This window comes from Flavisolibacter nicotianae, assembly GCF_003628535.1.
In the GTDB taxonomy this organism is placed as follows: Bacteria; Bacteroidota; Bacteroidia; order Chitinophagales; family Chitinophagaceae; genus Flavisolibacter; species Flavisolibacter nicotianae.
Genome location: NZ_RBCI01000003.1, coordinates 588,993 through 608,716 on the forward strand (window position 1 = coordinate 588,993; position 19,724 = coordinate 608,716).

Genomic DNA, 19,724 nt, shown 5'->3' on the forward strand with positions numbered 1-19,724 from the left:
GGGTCGATAAACCAAAACCAACTGCTTATGAGAAAATCGGTCAATTATTTTTTATTGAACAGAAATCTGTTTTACTGCAGGTTTGACTTCTGCTTTCTTCGGAAGGTTTACTGTCAGAAAACCATTAACATATTGTGCAGAAATCGCCTCTGTGTCAATCTTTTCGTCCAATGTAAAAGAGCGTTTAAATGCGTTGTGCCTGTATTCGCGGCGAACAAAGGTTTGATTGGCGTCTGCGTTCTCTTCCTTTTTTTCCGCTGAAACCGTAAGAAGATTGTTTTCAATATCGATCTTAAAATCCTCTTTGGCCAGTCCGGGTGCTACGATATCCAAAAAATATTCCTTTTCGGTTTCCCGGATATTTACCGGTACTGCTTGTTTGAATTCGTCTCTATTCAAAGACGGAAAAGGCGTAAAAAGGTCGCTTAGCAAATTGTTAAAAGCCGGCTCGCCGTTGATCCTGTTTTTATAACGTACAACTGTCATAGGTAAAAAGTTTTTTGGTTATGAAAAGTTTGGTTTCCGTTCTTGTTTTTCAAACTGTGTACCGGGTGCTGATTTCGTTGAAAAGCCTGCCAGAACAGCATTTTGATTCTTTTGCTTCTGTCATATTGTACAAAATGTTATTCCTTTCAGGCAATTCTTTCAGTTTCGTAGATTTGCCAAAATTTTTTCGATATGTATCCAAGAGAGATAGTGCAACCCATGAAAGAGGAGCTGACCGAAAATGGGTTCAAGGAGTTATTGAACCCCGAAGAAGTGGAAGCGCAGTTGAAGGAAAAAGGTACCACGCTGGTAATGATCAATTCCGTTTGTGGCTGCTCGGCAGGTACGGCCCGTCCCGGTGTGTTGATGGCCGTCGCCAATACGCCGAAAAAGCCGGACCATTTAACAACGGCTTTTGCCGGCTACGACATTGATGCTATTCAAACCCTGCGTCAGCACCTGATGCCTTACCCGCCTTCTTCACCGGCGATCGCCTTGTTTAAGGACGGCGAGCTGGTTCACTTTATTGAGCGTCATCAAATTGAGGGTCGTTCGGCGCAAATGATCGCTCATAACCTCATTGCTGCATTTGAACATTATTGCAACTAAGGCAATGTTTCTGATTCATGTTTAAAGTTTAAGGTTTACAGTGGCTAATCTACTTTGAACCTTAAACTTTACACGTTTAAACCCTCCCGATGTATCCTAACCTCTATTACGTTTTCGACGATTTATTTGGTATCAAGATTGGCTTTCTGCGGTTCATCAACTCTTTTGGCTTTTTTGTGGCAATTGCTTTTCTCGTGGCGGCTGCCCTGTTAGCAAAGGAATTGCGCCGGAAGAGCAAAGAGGGCCTGTTTCAGCCAACCGAACGGAAACTGGTTGTCGGCGGTCCGGCCACACCGGGTGAATTGATCGTCAATTTCCTGTTGGGATTTCTTTTCGGGTTTAAAATCCTGGCGCTTTTCCTTATCGGCTCTACGGCCGTGCAGGATCCGCAGGCTTATATTTTTTCCAAAAACGGTAGTTTATGGCTCGGGCTTCTTACCGGTGGGTTTTTTGTTTGGATGAAATGGCGCGAACGCCGCAAGCAGCAACTGAAAAGCCCGGAAGAGCGGACGGTTCGCATCTGGCCGCACGACAGGGTGGGAGACATTACCGTTATTGCCCTCATCGTTGGACTGTTGGGCGCCAAGCTTTTTGATATTTTCGAAAACTGGAGCGATTTCCTGCAACACCCTTCCGATTATATTTTTTCCGGTGGGGGTTTGACGTTTTATGGAGGACTGATCTGCGCCGCGCTGGCCATTATTTATTATGCCAGGAAAAACAAATTCAGCATACGCCATCTTGCCGACGCCATTGCACCGTCGCTGATGATCGCCTATGCCATTGGCCGGATTGGTTGCCAGACCGCCGGCGACGGCGACTGGGGCATTTACAACAGTGCCTACAAAGTTGATTCAACCAACCATGTCGTCCTGGCGCAGCCAACCGATTTTAAGGATACCGTTTCTTCCCGGGCCAGCTATTTCCTGCAGCATTACGGCAGCCTGGATTCTATTCCGCACAAAAGTTTTGAAAAACCTGGTTTTCTCGGGTTTCTGCCAAACTGGATGGTTGCCTTCCACTACCCGCATAATGTCAACAAGACGGGTGTGCCGATTGCGGATTGTAACGATATGTATTGCAATCGATTGGTGATTCCAGTATTTCCCACACCCTTGTATGAAATCCTTTTTTGTACAGTCCTGTTTTTTATCCTGTGGGCAGTGCGGAAAAAGATGCGGCCTTATGGCGCATTGTTCTGCCTTTACCTTATCCTGAATGGATTTGAGCGTTTCTTGATCGAAAAGATCAGGGTCAACAACCGGATGAATTTTCTGGGAATGCACCCCACCCAGGCGGAGGTTATCTCTTTTGGGCTGATGATCGCCGGCGCTGCCATTTGGATTTTTCTCCTTCAAAAGAACCGGGCCAACCTCAGGAAAGTGTGAATAAGTTCTGAACCCCACCCCGGAAAATTTTTGATAAGCCTTAACGGGGCCGCATTTCCGGCAAAACTGTTGTAGTACAATATTTGTAGAAAGAAAATGTGTCAGGCGGCTATGAGGTTTGCCGTTTGGAGCGTACTTTTGCAGACAGTCTTGGGCAGTATTAACCTTTTCATTGCAACGATCTGTTACAGTACATTGTCATTTATTTATTCATCTATATAACTAAGGATTTAATTTATGAGGCAGCTTAAAATTGCTACCCAAATTACCAACCGGGATTCGCAAGCCGTAGAAAAGTACCTTCAGGAGATCTCCAAGATCCCGATGATCACCCCTGAAGAGGAAACGACTCTGGCGCAGCGCATCAAAATGGGTGACCAGCGTGCATTGGACAAACTGGTTCAGGCCAACCTGCGTTTCGTGGTATCGGTAGCCAAACAATATCAACACCAGGGTTTGTCACTGAGCGATCTGATCAATGAAGGAAACCTTGGTTTGATTAAAGCCGCCCAGCGTTTTGATGAAACCAAAGGTTTTAAGTTCATTTCTTACGCTGTGTGGTGGATTCGTCAATCGATCTTACAGGCATTGGCCGAGCAGGGCCGCCTGGTTCGTTTGCCCCAAAACAAAATCGGTACCTATAACAAAGCCAACAAAGCCTACATGGCGTTTGAGCAGGAACACGAGCGGGAGCCTTCTACCGAAGAGCTTGCAGATATCCTGGAAATGAGTGAGACCGAGATCAACAATATTTTCCAAAGCAATACCCGCCATACTTCCCTCGATGCACCAGTTCACGAAGCGGAAGATGTGGCCATGGGTGATCTCCTGGAAGGCAGCGACGATACGGATGATGATGTGATGAAAGATTCATTGCGCAACGAGATCCGCCGCGTGCTGAAATCACTTTCCCCGCGTGAAGCCGAGATCGTGAACGCTTATTTTGGGCTGGATGGCGAGAATGGGACGACTATTGAGCAGATAGGCCAGAAATACGATCTGACAAAAGAACGTATTCGCCAGATCAAGGAAAGAGCGATTAAACGCCTGCAAAAAGCTCGTTACAGCAGCGCCTTAAAAGCATATTTGGGATAAATTACGTGAAGCGTCAAGCGACAGAAGTGAAACTTGTTTCTTTTCTATTCCGTTTCACTTCCCACGTCTCACGTTCGAAATAGCAAATTTGATGGGTTTTACAGCAGCCTCTGTCTTTTTTGACAGGGGCTGTTTTTTTAGCATAACTGCAAACGTTACCAGCGAATCCTATTGTTCTAAAAAGGAATTCAGCATTTCATCCCGCTTCAGCTGGGATTCGTACCGTTTGTATTTCCAGTAAAATAATCCGGAAACCAGCAGGCCAAGTACGAGTGAAATTTCGTGTGAAGTAACCATCGTGTCGAATTTTTGATAAACGAAACAATTCCGGCGGCTCTTCATTTACCATTCAAAGGACTTGCCAAGCTCGTCATCCGTAGGAGAGAAAGTCGGTTTCTCTAAGTTAGACAATCTGCTAGAATCTTTCGCCGGTGCCTTGCAATCGCCTATCTTCGCACCCGCTATGACACAAGAACAAATTAAGGATATGAGGGACCGCGTGGTTGTCCTGAGGAGGTTTCTTTGACGTCGAGAACCGACAACAAAAAATAACTCAAGACAAACAACTTTCGCTTTCACCCGGCTTTTGGGATGACAACCAGCGGGCTACCGCCATCCTGAAAGAAATCAAGCTGAATGAATATTGGGTAAATCTCTACAGCGAGGTAGACGCTGCTGTGGAAGATTTTGCCGTGTTGTTCGAGTTTTGGAAAGAAGGGGAAGGGACGGAGGAGGAAGTCAAAGCCTCCTACGAAAAAGCCCTTGTTGCCATCGAAGAGGCGGAGTTCAAAAGCACGTTGAACCAACCCGAGGACGAACTGCCCGCCGTCTTACAAATCAATTCTGGCGCCGGCGGCACCGAAAGCCAGGATTGGTCCGAAATGCTGGCCCGCATGTACCGTATGTACGGCGAAAAGCAGGGCTGGACTGTGACCATTCTCGACTGGGTGGACGGCGATGGTGCCGGCATCAAGACCTGCACCATGCAGTTTGACGGACCGTTTGCCTACGGCTTCCTAAAAGCTGAAAGTGGTGTACACCGCCTCGTTCGAATTTCACCGTTCGACAGTAATGCTCGCAGACACACTTCATTTGCTTCAGTTTTCGTTTACCCGTTGGTCGACGACTCCATTAACATTGAGATCAAGGACAGCGAGGTGAAAATGGAAACTGCCCGAAGCGGTGGTGCCGGCGGACAAAACGTAAACAAGGTGGAAACGAAGGTGTTCCTGACGCACATTCCGACCGGCATTACGGTTGTTTGCCAAACCGAGCGGACGCAAATGGGCAACCGCGAAAAAGCCATGCAAATGCTGAAAAGCCGGCTATACGAAGAGGAGTTGCGCAAACGCGAAGAGCTGAAGAACGCCGCCAATGCCAATAAGAAAAAAATCGAATGGGGCTCGCAAATCCGGAGCTATGTTTTCCACCCCTATAAGATGATCAAAGATCACCGCACCGATTTTGAAGTTGGTAATGTCGGACCTGTGATGGACGGCGACCTTGACGGTTTTATCAAAGCCTATTTAATGCTGGAAAAAGAACAGGAAGCCTAGCAGAAGTAAAAACGAAAAAGGCGAATTTCAAAAGCATTGCGGATGTATTGAAGACTCCTTTTTATAGTTTAACTTTTGAATTTTGACGTTCAAACAACTGCTATATGAAAATAAAAGGAATCGACGGCCTGACGGTTTCACAAATTCAAAACGAAGTTGACGGCGGAGGAAAGTTCGTATTCTATTCGTATTGCTTTTCCCTGGTCGTCATGACGTTCAAAAAAACATCGGCTGTTTATTTTATACGGGAAAACGAGAGTGCGTTTTTGAAAGGAACGCCTTTCACGCTCATCTCTTTCCTTTTCGGCTGGTGGGGAATTCCCTGGGGCATCATCTATACCATCGGCAGCCTGGTTACGAACCTTGGCGGCGGTAAAAACGTTACCGCGGAGGTCTTGCAGTTACTTCACAAACAAACCAGCGGCCATGTTTTTGAATTTGAAACGGCAGCGGTGCAATAGCGATTATTAACCCTTGTAAAAGATAAATGATGAATTTCGGCTACTTCTCGTATCCCATACCCGTCAACGAACCCGTTCTATCATATGCTCCCGGTTCGCCGGAAAGAGATGCATTGAAAAACACGTTGGCCGAATTAAAAGGTCAGCAACTGGATGTTCCCATGTACATCGGTGGCGAAGAAGTTCGCACCGGCAAATTGGAAGCAATGCACCCGCCGCACGAAACCGGCCACTTGCTGGGACACTACCATGCAGGCGACGAAAACCACGTGAAGCAAGCCATTGCCTGTGCGCTCGATGCCAAGGAGGCCTGGGCAAACATGGCCTGGGAAGACCGGGCCGGTATCTTTCTCCGTGCCGCAGAATTGATCTCGACCAAATACCGTTACCATATGAACGGGACAACCATGCTTGGTCAAAGCAAAAATGCTTTCCAGGCCGAGATCGACAGTGCCTGCGAATTGATCGACTTCCTGCGATTCAACGTGCATTTTTTAAGCGAGATTTATCGCCAGCAGCCCATCAGCGGCCCGGGCATGCACAACCGCATGGAGTATCGTCCGCTGGAAGGATTTGTACTCGCCGTTACCCCGTTCAATTTTACGGCGATTGGCGGCAACCTGCCGACGAGTGCGGCCATGTGCGGCAACGTCGTGGTTTGGAAGCCGGCGCATACACAGGTTTATTCGGCGCAGATGTTCATGCGCATTTTAAAGGAAGCCGGTTTGCCGGATGGCGTCATCAACCTGATTTATGTAGATGGCCCTACACTTGGTAAAGTTTGTTTTTCGCACCGCGATTTTGCCGGTGTCCATTTCACCGGGTCAACCGGCGTCTTCAACGAGATGTGGAAGACCATCGGGGAAAATGTGTCCAACTACAAAAGCTATCCGCGCATTGTTGGTGAAACGGGTGGAAAGGACTTTGTCATTGCCCACAATTCGGCTGATCCGCAGGTCGTTGCTACGGCCTTGCTTCGTGGTGCATTCGAATACCAGGGACAAAAATGTTCTGCAGCCAGCCGTGCCTATATTCCTTCGAACCTGGCAGAAGAAGTGAAGCGACTGTTGGTGGAAGGCGTGAACTCGTTCTCGATGGGTAGTGTAGAAGACTTTGGCAACTTTGTGAATGCCGTGATCGATGAGAAAAGCTTTGACCGCATTGTCAACTATATCAACAATGCAAAGGCATCACAGGATGCGGAAATCCTGGTGGGCGGTTCGTACGATAAATCCAAGGGTTATTTTGTACACCCTACTATCGTTGAAGCAAAAGATCCAAAATATGTTTCGATGTGCGAAGAGATCTTTGGCCCCGTGCTGACGATCCACGTTTACGACGAAGCTTTGTTCGGTGAAACGCTACACCTGGTGGATGAAACTTCACCTTATGCCCTCACCGGTTCTGTGATTGCCAATGACCGCTATGCAATTGAACTGGCAACGGACCGCCTGCGCAATGCTGCTGGTAACTTTTATATTAATGACAAGCCCACCGGTGCTGTTGTCGGGCAGCAGCCTTTTGGCGGTGCAAGAGCCAGTGGTACCAACGACAAAGCCGGCTCCATGCTGAACCTCTATCGCTGGTTGAGTGCCCGCACCATTAAGGAAACCTTTGTGCCGGCTACCACCTACCCATACCCGTTTTTGCGGGGTGAAAGCGAATGGAAAGGTTGCTGAAATGTTCAGCAACCTTTTTGTTTTTCTCCTTACAGCGATCCACTGCGTATAAAAGTGTAGCCATTCTCGTCATGCAGTTAGCAAAGGCAGGAGCCGCTGTTAGAATCCGATACAGAGACGCTTTACCACGATGTAAAAGGGAAAGTGGTAACCTGTAGGTGTATTTTCGTATTTTTTTAAAAATGTAGAGGCTGCTCTATGAAAGCTGGGTGCGATAGATATCTTTGCTTCTCATTTTATAAACCTCAAAAGACTACTGTTTTATGAAGAAAGTTCTCCTTTCAATGGCTCTTTGTGTGTCTACTCTAACGTTAATCCATGCCCAGGAAGGCAAAAGCAATGCCTTTAAAGTTAACATCCTTAGCCCGGTTGTAAAATCTGGTTCTTTCTTTTATGAAAGAGCCGTAAACGAAACGTCAAGCTTGCAGCTTGGTGTCGGTTTCACAGCGTATAATGCCAACCAGGTCAAAATCTCTGGTTTGTTCTTTACGCCGGAATACCGTTTTTATATGTCAGGTCAGGCAATGAACGGTTTTTATATCAGCCCGTTTTTACGTTACCAGAACCTGAAGATCGAAGACACTGAAAGCGATCCTGCCAACCCAGACAAGGCGACGTTGACAACAATCGGTGGTGGCCTGACGGCTGGCCGTCAATGGATGTTCAAAGACATTGTTACCCTGGATATCTTTCTTGGACCAAGCTACAATAGCGGAAAAATGAAAGTTACCAGCGGTAGTGATGTGGAAGATGTGCCGGGGGCACTCAATGGTTTCGGTCTGAGAACAGGTGTTACGCTGGGAATTGCATTCTAATAGCATTCAACCCTTCTGGCTGCAATCCGAAAAAATTGGAGGCTCGCACTGCGAGCCTCTTTTTGTGTCTTTTCAAGACTGCGCAATGCCGCCGGTAACTTTTATAGTAGTGACAAGCCCACCGGTGCCGTTGTCGGGCAGCAGCCTTTTGGCGGTGCAAGAGCCAGCGGTACCAACGACAAAGCCGGCTCCATGCTGAACCTCTATCGCTGGTTGAGTGCCCGCACCATTAAGGAAACCTTTGTGCCGGCTACCACCTACCCATACCCGTTTTTGCGGGGTGAAAGCGAAGAGGGCTTTTTTTATGCCCTCGTATGAACCGGAAAATCGGGTGAATGAACTGTCAAACTATCGGATGGACTTTTTTGCCTCGCGGGTTTTCCGGTTCATTTTTGCATTGCAATAAATTATTTAACCAACAAATCAAGATTTACTTATGAGAAAAGTGTTTCTAACTGCAGCAATCGTCGCAATGGCGACAGCAGGCTTCGCCCAAACCGGAAAAAATCAAATTGGCATCGGCGCAGAATTGGGTATCGCTACACAAAGTGGTGGGGGGACGGCTTTCGGTGGTACGGCCAAATATCTTTACGGTATTGGTAAGGCAGGACAGTTGACCTTCACGGCAGGTGCAATGTTCGATTCGGAGACGGAAGACAATGTCAAAATCACAGCCACCAACATTCCTTTGCTGGCCGGTTACCGGCATAATTTCAACGGGCTTTATGTTGAGCCGCAGCTGGGCTACATGACATCGAAATTCACGATGAAAGTCGATGGTCAAAAGTACCTGAGTGGTTCTGATGGTGCGTTTGCCTACGCTATCGGTGGCGGTTATGCATTTACCAACGGCCTCGATCTTGGCCTTAGTTTCCGCAACGCGGCACAATCCGGTGCCACAGGCATGTTGGTTGTCCGCGCCGGTTACAACTTTGCACTTGGCCGTTTTGGAAAATAAGGGCCGCCGTCCGCAATAAAAAAGCCGGTGATTTCACTGGCTTTTTTATTGCGAAGACTTTCCATTCAAATGAAAATTTATGGCGGGTAATTGATGGAAGGTACGGTGCATTTATACTTTTGTCCATCAGGTAAAACCCCGCAAAAAACAGTTCAGTTCGTTAAGATCGCTGTTCAATTGCCGTTTTTAACAAAAGCGGCCTCTTTTTTGATTTTACCCTGAAAACGCGATCTATGAAAAAGATTTATTTACTCGCCCTTGTGGCGATGGCAGGCTTTGCAGTACAGGCTCAAAACGCTGATATTGGTTTAAAAGGTGGATTGAACCTGGCCACATGGTCCAATAACGGCAGTGGTGCCGCTTATGCCAACCGTTTAGGATTCAATGGAGGTTTGTTTGCCCAATTTCGAGTGACGCCCCAGTTTGCTGTGCAGCCGGAGGTGGTCTATTCAAGCCAGGGAACCAAATACACCATCGGTAACCAGGAGCATGATCTGAAGCTCAATTACGTTAACATTCCCGTGATGCTTCAGGCAATGGTTGGACGGGGTTTTTATGCAGAAGCAGGCCCGCAAATCGGATTTTTAACCGGTACCGCCGACAAAGTTGGCGATGTTGAAACCGGTTATTTTACGACCAACGATTTTAAAAAGAATGATGTGGGGCTCGGCGTTGGCCTCGGCTTTTCCGGCGCATCGGGTTTGGGTATCAATGGCCGCTACAATTTTGGCCTGACCAACATCAACAATGCGGGTACCAACAAGATTAAGAACAATGTGCTGCAGGTAGACCTGACGTATAAATTCAATGGTGGCGGACGCCGGTACTAAAAAAAAGTTTTCCAGAAAATTGAAAGGCCGCACATGCGGCCTTTTTTTTGATTGCGTGGTGAAAACGTTTTTTATGAAGAAGTTGAATGCTTTTGCTCTGGCAATGTGTGCTGCTTTGGTTGTTGCAGCGCAGGAGAAACCGAAATTTGGCCTGAAGGCAGGATTGAATGTCGCAACCCTGAAATACAGCAACAATGCTGAAGCCGACTACCGTTCCGGTTTTCATGTGGGCGCACTGGCGCACGTTCACATTACACCTTCCTTTTCGCTGCAGCCTGAAATTTATTATTCAAGCCAGGGAGCCAAAATTCCTTACAACGGCGACAAGATGAACCTCGGTTTGGATTACATTAATGTGCCTGTCCTGTTGCAATACAATTTTGCCAACGGCTTTCGTTTGCAGGGTGGTCCACAGGTTGGCTTTTTGGTTGGTGTGAGTGATAAAGTGAATGGTGCCGAAATGAACGCTTATACCACCGACAATTTTAAAACGGTGGAAGTGGCCATTCCGCTGGGCGTGAGCTACCTGGGATACTCCGGTTTCGGTATTGATGCCCGCTACAACATCGGGCTTTCCAACATCAACCAGGTAACGCCACCAACGGCAAAGAACAAAGTATTCCAAGTTGGTGCTTTTTATCTCTTCGATCACAAGCACAAAGTTGAATCCCGCAAAAAGAAATAACCGGCTTTTGCTGCGAGAGAAATTTCCTGTTCGGGTTTTATTCAGATGCCCTGCACAGGCCAATGCCGGCAGGGCATTTTCTTACCCGCATATAGCATTATAATTGCTCGCTCTTCACGGATTATCCACAGGGGAATAGGGCGGCCTTTTTTTTGTAAGTCAATGACTGTCAAAAAAATTAACCGTATGAAAAAAAGTAGTTTAGTGGCATTAGCAGCAGTGATGAGTGTGGGCGTATTTGCGCAGGAAACGCAACCACAGTTACGGACACCAATGGCCGTTCAAACGCGGATTGGATTAAGGGGAGGCGTGAACCTGGCCGACTTGTCGGCGAAGAATTTGCCAAGTAGTAGTATGTATACCGAAGCGCAGGCGAAAACGTCTTTCAATGCAGGCATATTTGCGAATATCCCGCTGGGTGGATCGATGCTCCGTTTTCAGCCGGAATTAAATTTCAGTTCGCAGGGTGGTAAGGTTCAGGGCCCGTCAGGTACCACGTCGGGTGGGACTTATGAGCAGGATCTGCATTACGTTAACCTGCCCCTGAATTTTCAGTTGATGGCGAAAAATGGGTTTTTTGTGCAGACAGGACCGCAACTCGGTTACCTGGTGTCGGCAAAAATTAAAAATCCTTCCGGAACCGGTGCACCTGCAGCAACAGACGACAACAAGGACGATTTCGACAAGCTCGATTTTTCGTGGACCGGCGGTGTCGGATATCTCTCACGGATTGGTCTTGGTGTGGATCTACGCTACAACCTTGGTATCGCTAATATTGTTGCCGATGATGCCCGTGCCGCAGCACCGTTTAAAGGCGGAACATGGAAGAACAGCGTTGGGCAATTCAGTTTGATCTACCAGTTTGGCGCCTACAAATAAACTTGATTCAACAACTGGAAAAAGCCCTGCATCGCGGGGCTTTCCTTTTTGTATCTATCCGGCAACAAGGTTCGAAAACAAGGAATACCTATTTTTATCAAAATTTCATTTTTGAAAACGCTTCTCACCGAACAACAGATTGGATTAACAGTGAAACGTCTTGCTCACCAGTTGCTGGAAAACCATGTCGCGTTGAACAATACCGTTTTGATTGGCTTGCAGCCACGGGGTATTTTTTTATCCGATCGGATCGTTCGCGAAATAAGGCAAAGCGGGGAAGCGGAAAACATCGTGTACGGAAAGTTGGACATTACCTTTTACCGGGATGATGTGCGCAAAGAAATCCACGTTCCCAATCAAACAGATATCCGGTTTTCGGTCGAAGACAAACATGTGGTCCTGATCGATGATGTGCTCTACACCGGTCGCACCATTCGGGCTGCACTGGATGCGCTGATGGATTTCGGCCGCCCGGCAAAAGTGGAATTAATGGTGCTGGTAGACCGGCGTTACAGCCGACAGCTTCCCATCCAGGCCGATTACATCGGCAAGTCCATCGACTCCATCATTACCCAACGCGTCAAAGTTTTGTGGGCCGAAAAAGATGACAAGGACGAAGTGGTGTTGGTTTAAGAAATACCATCAACTTCGGGCCTGCTGTCGTAAATGAACGCCTGGAGCGCTGGGTGGTTTACGATACCAAAACCGGAGTTTTGCCCAATTCTACAGCGGCAGTAAATCGCATTGCGGTCCGGGTTAAATTTGTTTACACCAAAGCAAATGCGATCCCTATGAAGCATTATTCGCTGCTTGTCCTGTTATTTGCCACTTGCAGTTCTGCCGGCGCACAAACGCCTATTACCCATGTGATCTTCGAACATACGACTGCTTCTTCGGGGCTGACATATTCATTGTCGGCAAAAGAGTACAATTTCGGCAACCGTTCCGGAACCATCCGGAACATGCAGAATGCAACCGGGATCATTTTCCCCAGCCAAAACTTTTACTACAATTCATTCGTGAATGGCGAAGTGCGAATCAGGCGGGTGAACAACGGCGTGACGAAAGGACGAAAAAGTCTTGTCTGGATGGAATCGGTTGAAAAGCCGACGGCTTATAATATTTCACTTCCGTATCAGGATGCCATGGAGGTTTTTTTGCAAGGCAGAATCATTAACCAGGGTACAGATAATTTATTTGGCAACCAGGGCGATGGCAGCGGCAACAACAACAACATCGAGCGGGTAGATTGGTTGACACCGGGCGGGATGAAAACCGCTAATGTCAGTCAGGCCGGCTTTGCCATTCTTGAACGCGGCGACGACAACCAGCACGATCCGTTTTGCATCGCAGCCATCCTCGACGTTGACGAATTGGGAAACCCAATAAAATATGGCAATATCCTGCGGGTTGCTTCCAGCAAATTTGGCAACATTGTTAGTTCCTCCGTTACCTATTCCATCCTCCGGAAAGAGGAGTCGGAGACCCGTCTTTCCCGTAGTTCCGGTGGAACACAAAACCGCGGTGGCGTGTTTGTGTCGCTACAGGACCTTGGCATTGTTGCCAACCAGGTTGTTTATGGCTATTCGCTGTTTGCCAACGATCTGCCACTTTCTGCCACGCCGGCCAATTTGCTCAACTATACAGATACCCGTTATTTTCCTACAACTACCTCGGCCAACACAGGAGATGGTGGCATTGATTTGATCGCCATCACCGGGTTGTTTAATACTGCGGGCAATGCCGTTGTTTTGCCTGCCAAACTTTTTTCGTTTAACGCAAAGGCAACAAACGGTGCTGTAAAACTGGACTGGGAAATCGCCCAGTCCGAAGAAATCAAGCAGATCGAAGTTGAAGAAAGCAACGACGGAAATATTTGGAAAAGCTGTTCCGTACTTGCCGGCAGTGTGCGTTCTTGCAATGCACCGGTGATAGAGGCCGGCAAGCATTACTACCGGTTGCGGTTGGTTTCAAAAGATGGGGGTGTCATTTATTCTGGCGTAAAAATGGTGCTGGCAGCAAAACCGGGTTTTTCTAATCTATTGGTCCATTTTTCTGCGCAGGAATTGCGACTTTGGTTTCAGCAAAAAACCGCACAGCCAGTTACCGTGCGCATTTACGATCTGCAGGGAAAACGCATTTGGCAAACATCTTTTTTAGGCCAATCCGGCGATAACCAGTTGCAGTTTTCCGGCATTCCCTTCAGGGGCGAAGGGCTTCTGGAACTTTGCACGCCGCAGTCTGTCATTCGAAGAAAAGTTATTGCGCAATAGCGCCAAACAGCGCCATCATGCCCATGCCTGTTTCGATAGCGCTTTCGTCGATATTAAATGTTGGCGTATGCACGCCGGACGTCAGTCCTTTTGCTTTGTTGGCGGTTCCAAGGCGAAAGAAACAACCCGGTATTTTTTGCGAATAAAAACCAAAGTCTTCTGCACCCATGCGTATTTCGGTTTCCTCAACATTCTCCCGGCCCATCCATTCTTCAGCCAATGCACGGGCCTTTGCGTTTAAGTCTTCATTGTTGTATACCGTCGGGTAACCGACATCGATATGCACATCGGCCTCGGCGCCCATGGCGTGAACCAGTTCCGTGGTGTGTTTTCGAATGAGATCGTGGGCCCTGAAACGCCAATCTTCATCCATGGCCCGGAAGGTGCCCATCAGCTTTACTTCTGCCGGGATCACATTGGTGGTAAAACCGCCCTGGAAAGAAGAGATAGAGAGCACCGAAGGCGAAAGTGGATTGCGGTTGCGACTGATGATTTGTTGCAGGCTTACCACAAGGTGCGACGCTATCAGGATCGTATCGGCCGTTAAATGCGGTGCCGCCGCATGGCCTCCTTTGCTGCGAACCGTGATGTAAAGTTCATCGGCGCTTGCCATTACCTTTCCGCCGCGAAAGCTCAATTTTCCCACTTCCAGTTGCGGGTTCACGTGCAGGCCGAAGATGCATTGTGGCGCAGGATTTTCCAGCACACCTTCCTTGATCAGCAGGCTGGCGCCGCCCGGATTTCTTTCTTCGCCGGGTTGAAAAATGAGTTTCACCGTCCCTTCCCATTCGTCACGTGTCTCGGACAGGAGTTTGGCCGCACCCAGCAGGCAGGTGGTGTGCACGTCGTGGCCGCAGGCATGCATCACACCCGGCACTGTCGACTTGTAGGCAATGTCGTTTTCTTCCTGGATAGGCAATGCATCCATATCCGCCCGCAGGGCAACAATCCTTGAGTCCGGATTTTTACCCTGGATCAGGCCAACGACACCGGTCGTGGCTTTTATGTCAAATGGGATGGAATAGTCTGTCAACTTTTGCTGAACGTATTTCGATGTTTCAAATTCCTGGTAACTCAGTTCCGGGTGCGCATGCAGGTAATGCCGGATCTCGATGAAGTCCGGTGCATATTGTTTGGCTAAGGCTTTGAGTTTTTGTTGAAGCATGCGGCGAAGATACAGCCCACCGATCCGCTTCCGTTACTGAAAAATGTGATTTCGCGTCGTGCTTATTGATTGATGAATGTTGGCGGATTGACCAAAGGCGCACCTGTGCTGTCGGTGTTTCTTCGCGGATTTCTACGGCCAAAAAGGAATTCGCTGAAGTTGTCAAATTCTTTGTTGTACGACAGGCTGGTTCCGTAGCGTCTTGTTTGCGGACTGCCGCTGGTGGTAAACCCGTTAAGGAAGTCGACATTCTGCCGGTAAAAAAATGTTGCCCGCAGCGAACCTGTTTTGTTGAGCAAAATCTGCAGGCTCACATCCGGCAAAATCTGGAAGGTTTGCTGCACATTCGCCTCCAACGGAATATCAAAGCTGCCGCCAACTGAAAGAATGGCCCGCCCGTTGAACAGAGACGTACCCACGCTAATGTTGGAGGTGGCCTGGTTGAAAAGACGGATACCCCTGGCATTGGGGTCGAACAGGTTGCGGTTGTAAAGCGAACCGGAAAAGTTAAGCGTAAACCGGTTGCGAAGCACCCGTGACAGGATCTGGTTCAGTTCGCGATTGATTACATTGAACAAGACACCGGAAATGGTATTGTAAGCCAGTTCCTCAAACGGACGTTGTACCGATTGCGTGCTTTCGTATGGCGCAAAAGAGTTCGTAACGATCAGGAAAGTGACTTGCTTCGTCAGTTCATTCCTGTTGCGTTCCAGTTGTTGAACGGCAAAAGAGATCTTTGGATTCGAATAAATACTGTTTGGAAACTCCAGGCGGAAATCAATATCAGGTGAAAAAAGTTTTCCCGTCAATGTTGCGGCCACAACCACGTTTTCACGAGTGCGGTTTAGAATATCCTGGTCCTGCTTGTCCACCACCAGGGTAGAAGCCAGCGGGGCAAAACTGACTTTTTCGGCAGTATAAAAGGCATCAAGATGAATGTTTGCATCGTAAGGGTCGCCGTTCCATTCGATGTAATTGTTGGCGCCTTTTCGTACAATAAATGGCCGTTTGAAAACGGATTGGAACGTAAACAGGTAGTTTCCTTCTTCGATGTTGTAGCGGCCGGAAAGGCGCAGCGGTGCGATGGTGCCGGCTGTGATCTTCAAGGTGCCGTTCCCTCTTCCTTTGATGATATCGCCGGTCAGTTCATCAAGGACGACTTCTACGTTAACCAAAGGTGTCGCGGTCATATTCACCTCGTACGTGATGTTGCTTTCGCCGCCGCGCTTCTCAATCTCCGTCATCTCACGGCCGTATTTTTTCTCCACCATGAAAGTGGTTTGGCCGGTCACTCTTGTTTGTGCCGGCGGCAGCGTAATGTACGAACTGTCCGTTGTGGAGGCCTTCACATCGATGTACATGTTCATGTCGTACTGCGGTCCGATCAGCACAAAAGAGCCGGCCCCTTTTGCCCGTCCGTAAAACTGTTGATTATCCCTGTACGTGGTGTTGATCAGTTCCATTTGCCGTGATACGGTTTGCACGGCAAGGTCAAAATACATATTCTTAAATCCATGATGCGTGATGCCGCCCTTGATCTGCGCAAGGTTGCCTTCACGGTCGTGCAGCTTGAGATTGGAAAGATCGAGGTAGTCTTTTTTTAGTTCAATGTCTGTGTCTTCCAGCGTATAAGGCACCTGGGTAAAGACCACTTTGAAGCCGGCGTTTTTGAGTCGCACTTTTGCCAGGAAGTCACGGTTGTCGCCCTCGCCTACGATATCCACCTTGCCCGTCATGGTGCCCTGGATATTGGTGAAAAGTGTACCAATGAAACGCTCCAGGATTTTCAGTTGAAAGTTGTCTGGCCGCAGCGTAATCCTGTCCTGGAAGGTGTTGGCGCTGTCTTTAAAATCCATCGCCATGTCGAAATCAATCTTGTGTTCGGGATCGACATTGTTGCCGCGGGCCGTCAGCATACCGTCAACGTTATTGTACCTGCCATTGATCAGCACATCGCCGATGGAGTCGTTGTCCAGTCTTATTTGCCCGCCTCTGACATTCGCATCGATCACCAATTTTTCCGTTGGATTTTCGGCAACGATGCTTCCCGACAGCGTTCCTTCCAGCCGCATGTCCTTTATAAAAAGGGGTGAAAGGTCGGCCAGGTTGAGGTCCCGCATGGTCACATGAATGTCGTTCCAGCTACCGATATCGGAGGCCACCGTTTCTATACGCACTTCCTGCGGTCCTTCACGCAAAAGCACCTGGCCATTGGCAACGGCACTTTTGCGGAGGTTTAGCTCTCCGCCTTGTTCGATGTTCCAGGTTTTTCCGTTGAGCACAAACGAAGATGGAAAAAACAGCACGGAGATTCCATCGTTGAAAGTTTTGACCTGCGCGGCCAGTGAAGCCCTGTTGATGGCCTGGTTGGCCGTGGTATTGAGCACGATATTCGAAACGTCGTTACTGGCCCGTATGCTGAATGTGGTTTGCGGCAGTTTAATCGCACGACTCAGTGTCGCATCGCTGGCACTGCCGTTCAGTACAAGGCTGTCGAGGTTTCCGGCACCGGTCAGTTTGATGGCTGTGAATGAATATTGCTTGTAGCCAAACGCCGGCACATCGGCATCAATGGTCATCGTGTTGGCCGTCGTGTTCAGTGAGCCAATGAGGCGGCTGTTGTTCAAGCCGGAAAGATTTGAATCGAGCAGGCGTACATAATCTTCCACCAGGCCGGTTGTAATGTCGAATGTAAAGTTCTGCGGGATAAAATGCGTAGGCTTGGGAATGTAGGCAGGGTAGTAGCGGCTCAAGAAAAGCTTAAAGGCAGAAGGCAGGGTGCTGATGTCGAAGTCACCGGTAATCCGTCCGTCGAATTCGTTGGAACTCACATTGAGGCTTCTCTCGTTGTTGATATAATAAGAGGCCACGTTCAGAAAGTCGAAGGAAAGCGGCTGCCCGTTGGCCACCAGTTCGGCGTTGCTGATGCGGGCCGTGCCAATGAGGTTGGACAAACTGTTGCCCTGCAAGTTCAATGTAAAATCTCCTTTCAGCTTGATGTCTTCTTTGGTCAGTTGAAGGGCTTTCAGGTCAGCCTTGCGGATTTGTGCCGTCGCATCAAAAACGGGAATACGCTTGCTGAAGTCGATCAGGCCATTCAAGTGCAGGTCGGCGTTGGGGTCGTTGATGGTAAAATCGCCATTCAGTTGCTGCTTTTTAATTGTTCCCTTGCCTTTGATATTTTGGTAAGTATACCCGCCATACCGGATGCGGTGCACGATGCCGTCGATATCCAGGCTGATCTTGTTCCAGTCGAAACTGCGGCCTTTCACGTTACCGTGAAAATCCACAATTCCCAAATCCTTGTTGTTGATCAGGGTACCCAGTTGAAAACCGTCGGTAGAGACCGAACCGGAATAAACCGCTTCGCCGCCCTTCGGTAGTTTCATGTTGATATCGGTGGTGAGTGTGCCAAGCGCTGTTTGGATGGTGCCGTACGAGACAAAGTCGTTGACGAAACCCGTGAACGTTCCTTTAAAACGCAGGTAGCGAAGCGCCCTGGCATTGGGATTTTTCAGCCGGCCCAGCTCGGGGAAAAAGCTGACGGCATCGTCGTATGTTGTGCTGAGTTCTTTAGCCTCAACGTTTAATAATGTCTTGTTGATGTCGGGCAGGCCTACCACACTCACATTGCCGTTGATCACCGTGTTTTTTCCCAGCCGGACCAGGAGGTCATCGGCATTCAACCGGTCAACGGCACCGTTTACTTTTCCTTCGATGCGGATGTCTTTGTTCCAGTTGCGGGCACTGGGAATGAAATAAGCCAGATCGTCCGATGAAATGGTGGCGTCGGCAAAATCCGCATCCATGGTTACACTGTGCAAAAAATCGCTGAATCCTTTGGGACCTTCTGCCCGCAGGGAAAACGACCGGTGCAACCGGCTTTTGGGTGTTTCCAGAAGCAGGTCGGCAAAGGTGTATGCTTTCGGCTGGAGAGTGACAAAGGATTGAAGATTCTTGACTACAAACCCGCTGCGTTCGGCAGTAGAAAGCTTTACGCTTGCCTGAACCGTGTCTCCCCTGAACCATAAATTATCTGCGGTACCGTTAATGCGGCTAAAGTCCAGGTGGTTCCCATCGAAATACGTCACGGTAGGCGTATAATTGTCTTTGTCGAGACGGAAACGTCCATTTTTCATGCTGGCATGGGTAACCCGGATTGTCCAGGTATTGGGGGAGGAGCTTGTGTTTTTGAATTTGCCTTTGTACGACAGCGATGAAAAATACGGGTCGGTCAGCTCCACGTTCCGCAGCAACACATTCTGGCGGCTGACGCTGATGTCCTGGGCATCCAGGTCGAGTGCGCCGACTTTTACTGTGAGATCGTTGCCGGCCCAGGCATCCCGCTTGTAAAAAGCCACGTTATCCAGTTCCACCCGCTGCAGGTTGAATTGAATCCCGGCGTTCTTTTTCACTTTCACCGTGTCGGTTGAAGCAAAGTACTTGGCGAGAAAGCCATAGTTCCAAACCGAGTCTGTCCGGTTAAAATGTATGGTGGCGTTTTCCAGCCCGATGTATTTCAGGTCGGCTTTGTCCTTGAAAAAAAACCAGTCCGTGATGCGGACCTTTACAGCACCGGCATAGAGCAGTGTATCTTGTTTCTGATCTTCCACATAAACACCTTCCAGTTCCATACGATTAAAAAAGCCGATGCTGACATGTTTAATGGCAATTTTGGTGCGGAGGTCTTTGGAGAGTTTGCTGGTTACCTGCCCGGCAAGCCAGTTCTGGCCCCAATCTGTTTGCACAAATGCCCAGATTACGATGAGCAGCAAAACGATGGAGAGAAGGACGCGGCCAAGTATTTTGAAAAATCTCCTCAATGGCAAATTTGTGTAAATGTAG

The 19,724-nt window shown here is 48.5% G+C and carries 17 protein-coding genes; 14 read left to right on the plus strand and 3 right to left on the minus strand.

The window, feature by feature from the left end; all coding sequences use genetic code 11:
* Positions 1-51 precede the first annotated feature (51 nt).
* Positions 52-486, minus strand: coding sequence for an Hsp20/alpha crystallin family protein (locus tag D6024_RS10940; protein WP_121354626.1), 435 nt, complete (start codon positions 484-486; stop codon positions 52-54).
* 192 nt (positions 487-678) lie between these two features.
* Between D6024_RS10940 and D6024_RS10945 the strand changes: the two genes are divergently transcribed.
* The 14 genes from D6024_RS10945 to D6024_RS11010 all read left to right on the plus strand — a co-directional run bounded on the left by D6024_RS10945 (position 679) and on the right by D6024_RS11010 (position 13,714).
* Complete coding sequence (locus D6024_RS10945) at positions 679-1,095, plus strand: BrxA/BrxB family bacilliredoxin (protein WP_121354627.1); 417 nt, start codon at positions 679-681, stop codon at positions 1,093-1,095.
* Between the two features lie 89 nt (positions 1,096-1,184).
* On the plus strand, positions 1,185-2,483 hold the full coding sequence (locus D6024_RS10950; protein ID WP_121354628.1) for a prolipoprotein diacylglyceryl transferase: 1,299 nt from the start codon (positions 1,185-1,187) through the stop codon (positions 2,481-2,483).
* A gap of 237 nt (positions 2,484-2,720) precedes the next feature.
* Entirely contained in the window at positions 2,721-3,578 is an 858-nt protein-coding gene (locus D6024_RS10955; RefSeq protein ID WP_121354629.1) for a sigma-70 family RNA polymerase sigma factor, read from the plus strand.
* Between the two features lie 463 nt (positions 3,579-4,041).
* Positions 4,042-5,134, plus strand: a protein-coding gene (gene prfB, locus D6024_RS10960; RefSeq protein ID WP_205573262.1) for a peptide chain release factor 2 whose coding sequence is annotated in 2 segments (ribosomal slippage) — positions 4,042-4,089 and positions 4,091-5,134 — 1,092 coding nt in all. Because the reading frame shifts where the segments join, the coding sequence is not laid out codon by codon here.
* Positions 5,135-5,238: 104 nt separating this feature from the next.
* Positions 5,239-5,595, plus strand: coding sequence for a hypothetical protein (locus D6024_RS10965; protein WP_121354631.1), 357 nt, complete (start codon positions 5,239-5,241; stop codon positions 5,593-5,595).
* A 29-nt stretch (positions 5,596-5,624) separates the two neighbouring features.
* Positions 5,625-7,274: an L-glutamate gamma-semialdehyde dehydrogenase gene (gene pruA / locus D6024_RS10970; RefSeq protein ID WP_121354632.1), complete on the plus strand. Its 1,650-nt coding sequence runs from the start codon at positions 5,625-5,627 to the stop codon at positions 7,272-7,274.
* A 263-nt stretch (positions 7,275-7,537) separates the two neighbouring features.
* Complete coding sequence (locus D6024_RS10975) at positions 7,538-8,089, plus strand: DUF3575 domain-containing protein (protein WP_121354633.1); 552 nt, start codon at positions 7,538-7,540, stop codon at positions 8,087-8,089.
* 192 nt (positions 8,090-8,281) lie between these two features.
* Positions 8,282-8,407 (plus strand): hypothetical protein, encoded by a 126-nt coding sequence (locus D6024_RS27715; RefSeq protein ID WP_262670711.1) that lies wholly within the window; start codon positions 8,282-8,284, stop codon positions 8,405-8,407.
* Between the two features lie 118 nt (positions 8,408-8,525).
* A complete protein-coding gene (locus tag D6024_RS10985; RefSeq protein ID WP_121354634.1) occupies positions 8,526-9,047 on the plus strand; it encodes an outer membrane beta-barrel protein in 522 nt (173 codons plus the stop codon).
* A 233-nt stretch (positions 9,048-9,280) separates the two neighbouring features.
* Entirely contained in the window at positions 9,281-9,877 is a 597-nt protein-coding gene (locus D6024_RS10990) for a porin family protein (RefSeq protein WP_121354635.1), read from the plus strand.
* A 73-nt stretch (positions 9,878-9,950) separates the two neighbouring features.
* Entirely contained in the window at positions 9,951-10,562 is a 612-nt protein-coding gene (locus D6024_RS10995) for a porin family protein (RefSeq protein ID WP_162944698.1), read from the plus strand.
* A gap of 186 nt (positions 10,563-10,748) precedes the next feature.
* Positions 10,749-11,441, plus strand: a complete 693-nt coding sequence (locus D6024_RS11000; RefSeq protein ID WP_162944700.1) for a porin family protein — start codon at positions 10,749-10,751, stop codon at positions 11,439-11,441.
* Positions 11,442-11,552: 111 nt separating this feature from the next.
* Positions 11,553-12,074 carry a bifunctional pyr operon transcriptional regulator/uracil phosphoribosyltransferase PyrR gene (gene pyrR, locus D6024_RS11005; RefSeq protein ID WP_121354638.1) on the plus strand — a complete coding sequence of 174 codons (522 nt, stop codon included), beginning with the start codon at positions 11,553-11,555 and terminating at the stop codon, positions 12,072-12,074.
* A 158-nt stretch (positions 12,075-12,232) separates the two neighbouring features.
* On the plus strand, positions 12,233-13,714 hold the full coding sequence (locus D6024_RS11010) for a hypothetical protein (RefSeq protein ID WP_162944701.1): 1,482 nt from the start codon (positions 12,233-12,235) through the stop codon (positions 13,712-13,714).
* Here D6024_RS11010 and D6024_RS11015 read toward each other — a convergent pair.
* Both D6024_RS11015 and D6024_RS11020 read right to left on the minus strand, forming a co-directional pair.
* The gene (locus D6024_RS11015; RefSeq protein ID WP_121354640.1) at positions 13,701-14,879 is read right to left on the minus strand and encodes a M20 metallopeptidase family protein; all 1,179 of its coding nucleotides are present in this window, start codon (positions 14,877-14,879) and stop codon (positions 13,701-13,703) included. The genes D6024_RS11010 and D6024_RS11015 overlap by 14 nt on opposite strands.
* A gap of 62 nt (positions 14,880-14,941) precedes the next feature.
* Complete coding sequence (locus D6024_RS11020; protein ID WP_162944702.1) at positions 14,942-19,702, minus strand: translocation/assembly module TamB domain-containing protein; 4,761 nt, start codon at positions 19,700-19,702, stop codon at positions 14,942-14,944.
* Positions 19,703-19,724: the final 22 nt, after the last annotated feature.